The 5,331-nt window shown below is 46.5% G+C and carries 6 protein-coding genes; 5 read left to right on the top strand and 1 reads right to left on the bottom strand.

Annotation, left to right across the window (positions count from 1 at the left end):
• Positions 1-997: universal stress protein (locus tag C7H79_RS16195; protein ID WP_206781773.1), on the top strand; the 997-nt coding region annotated here is incomplete at its 5' end.
• A 712-nt stretch (positions 998-1,709) separates the two neighbouring features.
• Here the strand turns inward: C7H79_RS16195 and C7H79_RS16185 are convergent.
• A complete protein-coding gene (locus tag C7H79_RS16185) occupies positions 1,710-1,928 on the bottom strand; it encodes a hypothetical protein (RefSeq protein WP_106708285.1) in 219 nt (72 codons plus the stop codon).
• A gap of 248 nt (positions 1,929-2,176) precedes the next feature.
• On the opposite strand from C7H79_RS16185, the gene C7H79_RS16180 reads away from it, so the two are divergent.
• From C7H79_RS16180 to C7H79_RS16170, 4 genes are all read left to right on the top strand, one after another.
• A complete protein-coding gene (locus C7H79_RS16180) occupies positions 2,177-3,892 on the top strand; it encodes a cation:proton antiporter (protein ID WP_106708284.1) in 1,716 nt (571 codons plus the stop codon).
• 320 nt (positions 3,893-4,212) lie between these two features.
• The gene (locus C7H79_RS19605; protein WP_374058028.1) at positions 4,213-4,392 is read left to right on the top strand and encodes a DUF6868 family protein; all 180 of its coding nucleotides are present in this window, start codon (positions 4,213-4,215) and stop codon (positions 4,390-4,392) included.
• Between the two features lie 155 nt (positions 4,393-4,547).
• Positions 4,548-4,982 (top strand): GFA family protein, encoded by a 435-nt coding sequence (locus tag C7H79_RS16175; protein ID WP_106708283.1) that lies wholly within the window; start codon positions 4,548-4,550, stop codon positions 4,980-4,982.
• A gap of 108 nt (positions 4,983-5,090) precedes the next feature.
• Positions 5,091-5,285: a (4Fe-4S)-binding protein gene (locus tag C7H79_RS16170; protein ID WP_106708282.1), complete on the top strand. Its 195-nt coding sequence runs from the start codon at positions 5,091-5,093 to the stop codon at positions 5,283-5,285.
• Positions 5,286-5,331 lie beyond the last annotated feature (46 nt).

Here is a 5,331-nt window from a genome sequence, read left to right as displayed (position 1 = left end):
AATGGAGGACAATACGGTGCAAAAGATTAAAGATATTCTCTGTGTTGTAGCACCTGATTCTACAGACCGTGCTGCTTTGGACCGCGCCGTCGCTCTAGCGGACAACAACCAGGCGCGCCTCACAGTTGTCGAAGTAATCGATCAATTGCCGCACAATACAAAGCTAATCGCTCATAATCAGTCGCTCGTGGAGCTCCAGGCAAAAATAGTTGCAGGACATCGGCAGGAACTGAAAATGCTGGTTGCACCTTGGAGCGAAAAGATTGAAATACAGACCCAAACGCTTATTGGTATCCCATTCTTGGAAATCATTCGTGAGGTTCTTCGTAACGGTCATGACTTAGTGATCAAGACTGCTGAAAACGCCAAACTGCTGCATCGGATATTTGGTAATGATGACATGAACCTGTTACGTCAGTGTCCGTGTTCTGTATTGTTAGTCAAGTTGGAGTCACCCAAAGCATGTCGACGAATACTAGCGGCCGTGGATGTCGATGATAATTACTTGCCGGAAGAGCTAAACACAAGATATCAACTTAATCTTCAAGTTCTTGAAATGGCGAGTTCACTGGCGCTATCCGAATTTGCCGAGTTGCACATCGTTAGTGTGTGGGAGGCTGTTGCTGAAAATATGCTGCGAGGTCCGTTTTCGGACACATCGGAGGATAATATCATTGCCTATATTAAAACGGTAGAGCAACAGCATAAGAGAAATATGAGCGTACTAATGGATGAGTTAAGTGGCAATTTAGGACAGGATGCTTTGGAATTTCTAAAACCCAATACACATCTGTTAAAAGGTTCACCACGTGAGAAGATTCCAGTTTTCGCCAAGGCGATTGAGGCCGATCTCGTGGTCATGGGGACAGTAGCTCGCACTGGTATTTCTGGTTTCTTCATGGGCAATACAGCAGAGACCATTCTCGATCAACTCGATTGTTCTGTACTTGCAGTTAAACCTCAGGGATTTAAGACGCCCGTTACCTTGGAAACTTAGAAAGCATATTTGTCAGTGAACTCTTTGTAGGGGACAATTTTACTTACAGTCCTGTTTTGACAAAAATGGCAATTTTTCGTGGTCATGCAAAACTGCAAGTTTGTCATCCAGAAACGTGCGTTCACTACGTTCTCATGCTTGCGTTGGATAAGTCGCAATTGTTTCAATTCCGAGTCGCTTCATGGCTTGCCCGAGCCTAGTGAGTATGAAAGAAAATTACTAAAAAGCGTCTAAACTTATCTCTAAATTTTGCTGACAATTACACAGAGCGTCAGTGCCTACGATAATCCGCTCAAACAATCGAGAGCAAAGTTCCATGGCGTGGTTACTGATTATCTCGAAAATTATCTGGGATAGCACAGAATGATTGATTGCCGCAACCAGAATGTTACGCCAACCCTGTGTTTTCTTGCACCTCTTGGAAAAACAGGCAATTTCAATAACTAAGTGTGACAAAGCCTTTTCCAATATAGCCGCTTGCCAAAGATTGATAAACTGGCAATGTAGGAAATAATAATTCGGAAATTCTGTATAATTAATGTTTGCCAACAACATCGCCGAAATCTGTAGTGTGTTGATAAAGGCGATATCGCGATTTTTGCAGCAACCGGTTCGACACCTTTAGGTTTTGTTGGAGGTGTTAGTAGTAAGCTTCCGAGTAAATTTGTTGCAAATATAACACCCAATGAGGTTGGAGTAGTTCGGTGGTTTGTTACTGACAAGATTTTCTATAGAGTATTTTCAGGCGATAAAATGTTGGTGGATTCCTTGCTTCAATAAAACCTAGAAGCAGTACTTGTGTGCGAGAGGCATTGGCTGTACCTCGGATGGCGACTTGTGGAAGTCGCTCGGTTTGACCGGCACCGAGACCTTCATCATCATTACTGGCATCGAGTCGCGCAAAAGCGTCAACGTGACTGTCAGCCGGCAAGTCGGCTCTCAAACAACGGTCGACACGGTAGTGAGGGTCAAAGCGCCGATCGAAGTCGAATATTTTATCAATGACGGCATCCTGCAGATGATGCTGCGCCAGTTTCAGTCGAGTCCCAGAGACGTGTTTGTACGTGACAGGCGGTTCAGCATCGGCGATATAACTTCCTACTTTCCTATTTTACGGATACGGGATGGGAGTTTGTATTTATATTTCCTTTCTGCAATCCACCGGCGGGAGTAAGAAGAATGATGGAACATCTCACACAAATAATCATGCTTTTGGGTGTGGCGGTTGCCGTCGTCGTTACATTCCAGCAATTGCACATCCCCACTAGTATTGGCTATCTACTGGTGGGTGTGATTCTAGGACCACATACAGTTGGACCGACATTCAATGTGCCAGAATTTAAAGCTCTGGCTGAGTTTGGCGTGGTCTTCTTGTTATTCACGATTGGGCTGAGCTATTCATTACCTCAATTGCATGCGTTGCGACATCAAGTGCTCGGGCTTGGCACAGCGCAAGTGATGTTCACAACTGCCGTAGTGGCTGTTGTGCTGTGGTTGATAGGCGTGCCTGCAGCTGGCGCATTTGTGATCGGCGCAGTGTTTGCTCAGTCGTCCTCGACTATCATCGGCAGCCAATTAACCGAGCAAGGCGAAGAGAGCAGCCCTCACGGTCGGCTCGGGCTTGCAATGTCTGTGTTTCAAGATGTCACTGCTGTGCCTTTCCTGGTGGTTATACCTGTACTAGGCATGGCTGCAGGCAGCGAAGTGCTGACAGTTGCACTGGGGTGGGCGATCGGCAAAGCGGTGCTGGCGTTCGCACTGGTGTTTTTTGCAGGCCGCTGGCTGTTACGCCCACTTTTTCAGCTTGTAACCAGGCGGCGATCTGCTGAGGTGTTTACCCTAGCGGTATTGCTTGTTGCATTGCTGGCGGCTTGGACAACCAACAGTCTCGGTCTTTCTCTGGCCTTTGGTGCATTTTTGGTCGGGATGATGCTGGGCGAAACGGAGTTCCGTCACCAGGTGGAATCAACCATCCGCCCTTTCCGTGATGTTCTTCTTGGTCTCTTTTTCGTCGGTATCGGCATGCTGATCGACCCTGCGTCTATTCCCGACATCTGGCATTGGGCCTTGCTCGGTGCTGTTCTCATCCTGACAAGCAAATTGCTGCTTGTGACCGCAATGGTGCGTTTGAGCGGCATCGACACCTTTACGGCGTGGCGTACAGGATTGCTGCTGGCAGTGGGAGGAGAATTCGGCTTTGCCCTACTTGCTATTGCGCTGGAATTCTCTGTGATCGATGTTCAGCTTGGTCAGATAGCGCTGGCATCAGTCTTTTTCTCGATGGTTGCCGGCTCCATTCTGATTCGGTTCAATCATATGATCGCATCGCGACTGACCGCAACTCGTCACAGTGAATCTCAGGACCAGCCTGGTACGACGCTGAACCTGAACACATCGGAGCCATACGTATTGATCGGTGGTTATGGTCGAGTAGGACACACCATAGCCGTGCTGCTTCAGACCAAAGGGATCGCATACATGGCCTTTGACATCAACGCGCAACGGGTAGCGCAAGGAAAGGCTGACGGCAACCAGGTATCATATGGCGACATCTCCGATCCAGAACTGCTGACTACGATCAAGGTGGAAAGCGCCGCTCTGGTGGTACTCTGCGTTGACGATTCCGCTATTGCGCTACGAGCGGTTTCGTTTATTCGCAACCGGGCACCCCATGTACCAGTCATCGCGCGGGCGCAGGATCTAGAATCGAGCGCGCGACTGCTTGCCGCCGGTGCGACTCATGCGTATCCGGAAGCGATTGAAGCGAGTTTGCAGCTTGGGGCAATCGCCCTTAAATTACTTCGTGTCCCGGCAAACGATATCGATCTGATGGTGCAGGAGGTAAGAGACTGGAACTACAGGCCGGTTCTTGAAGAGGAGGAGCAGGTCAAGTAGCCGCAATAGCGTAGCGCGGTATATATTTCTGATGCGTCATTTAATTTTAGCGGGGGTTTGTAGTCTAATTTTAAGTTTATACATTTCCAATTGTAGAAAGCACTGTTTGGCAGACTACATTTAACTCAGACATGTTACACAGAAAACTTTACACTTTGATCTCGGAAGCAATCGTTTTTTTGTGTATTCATGTTCACTTCTAATGAATTATAAATCCGCCTCTAAAAGAAAGAATCCAGTTAGATTAAACCATTTCATGGAAAAGCGCTTAACTGGATTGTCCGCGATTAGTTGACCAAGTCAGTCATGAACTTGGGATATTGATATTTGCAGCCATTGCTCTAGTATTCATGCGTGGTGGGATTTCAAGAATCCATGGCAAGATGTTCAAGCGGAGCGAAGATTTATCAAGCGCTTATTTTCTATACCTGGCTCAATACAAGATTGCTATCTTTATCTTCAATCTCGTTCCCTACGTGGTTTTGAAGCTAGCAACTTGAATAGAAGTTTCTTTCTCATTCTAATGATGCTTATTATTCAACAAAAGATAACGTCAATTCTATAACTTGACATAATAAAACGACCGGTCATATAATTAATTATGTGAGTATAGTTATACAGTAATTTGTCGCTCACTTTATCGAGGAGAAGCATCATGACGAACGAAACAAATTACACCGGCGGTTGCTTTTGTGGCGCAGTGCAGTTCACGGTAATCGGTAAGCCAGTCGCGATGGGTTACTGCCATTGCGAGTCATGTCGACAATGGTCGGCAAGTCCCGTCAACGCCTTTACCTTATGGAAGCCGGAGGCAATACAGATCACTCGCGGCTCTGAAAATATCGGCACTTATAACAAGACGCCCAATAGCTATCGAAAATGGTGTAAAACTTGCGGTGGTCATGTCTTTACCGAGCACCCCGGCATGGGGCTCATAGATGTATACGCGGCTACTATTCCGCAATTTCCATACCATGCTCGTATTCATGTGAATTATCAAGAGACAGTGCTGCGCATCAAGGACGGGTTGCCGAAAATGAAGGATCTGCCTAAGGAAATGGGTGGCTCCGACCTCAGCGTAGCGGAGTAACAAACTGACCTTAAAGTGACCTGTAATGGCGCACTTAGGGATTCCTTTAATTTTCATGTAATGTAATCAAGTCAATTTATTAGTTCAAAACTTTTTAAGGAATAAACCATGAAAGTAATTTATGATGCTGCGACATGCATTCATGCAGGAAACTGCGTCAACAGCCTTCCTGCTGTGTTTAAAATCGTCAATGAACAATTTGTTATTGACCAGAAAGGGGCAAGTGAAACCGAGATCCGTCAAACGGTTGCCGCCTGCCCATCAGGCGCCCTGCGGATTACTGACAACGATACTCCGGATTAGAGCGTAATCGCCAACAGGTTTTTCTATGCGGTTAAATATTTAATAA

It is taken from the genome of Nitrosomonas supralitoralis (assembly GCF_003011925.2).
In the GTDB taxonomy this organism is placed as follows: domain Bacteria; phylum Pseudomonadota; class Gammaproteobacteria; order Burkholderiales; family Nitrosomonadaceae; genus Nitrosomonas; species Nitrosomonas supralitoralis.
The sequence above is the reverse complement of the archived record's forward strand: the minus strand, read 5'-3'. Positions and strand labels throughout refer to the sequence as shown.